1 protein-coding gene and 1 pseudogene are annotated in these 648 nt (G+C 57.7%); both read right to left on the bottom strand.

Features of this window, described 5'->3' with window-relative positions:
* Window positions 1-397 (bottom strand): group II intron maturase-specific domain-containing protein (locus tag E1J61_RS38440; protein ID WP_256376146.1); only part of this gene is annotated, 397 nt, incomplete at its 3' end.
* An 83-nt stretch (window positions 398-480) separates the two neighbouring features.
* A pseudogene (locus E1J61_RS38700) lies at window positions 481-609 on the bottom strand (group II intron reverse transcriptase/maturase); the annotation flags it as partial.
* Window positions 610-648 lie beyond the last annotated feature (39 nt).

The following is a 648-nucleotide window of genomic DNA, read 5'->3' as shown; positions in this document are numbered from 1 at the left end:
CTGCTTTCGCCACGATGTGACGGTGGTACGTGGCCCAGCCCCGAATAACCGGGTTGAGTTGCCGTATCAATGCCTCCTGCGTGGCGCTCGCATTGCCCTTGATGATCTCCCGGACCTTGCTCAGCAGCGATTTGATACTCTTGTTCGCTGGCTTGATCAGCAACTTGCAGCCGTACTTGCGTACGTTCTGCCCGAGAAAATCGAACCCCTCCGATGTATGCGTAATCCGGGTCTTCTCCTCCGACAGTTCCAGCCCGCGCTCCGCCATGAAACGGCGGACAGCGGGGAGAACTTGGGTTTCGAGGACTTCCTTCGACGCACAAGTCGCGACAAAATCGTCGGCATATCGGATGACGTGAACCTTGAGCTTGAGTTTTTGGCGCGCGGGTGCTGACACTCCGACACTCGCATGAATGGCCGCAACCCGTCCAGCGCCATATTCGCGATCACAGGTGAGATGATGCCCCCCTGGGGTGTACCCGCCCGTGTCTCGAACAGAGATCCCTCATCGATGTACCCGGCCTCCAGCCATTTGCGCAGAACCATCTTATCCATCGGGATGTGTTCCAGAACCCAGGGATGACTGAAACTGTCGAAGCAGCTTCGGATGTCGCCCTCTAGAATCCACTCTGCCGAACAGCGGCGTGA

It is taken from the genome of Cupriavidus sp. L7L (genome assembly GCF_004353535.1).
Lineage (GTDB): Bacteria > Pseudomonadota > Gammaproteobacteria > Burkholderiales > Burkholderiaceae > Cupriavidus > Cupriavidus oxalaticus_A.
This window is presented reverse-complemented; position numbering and strand designations above follow the sequence as displayed.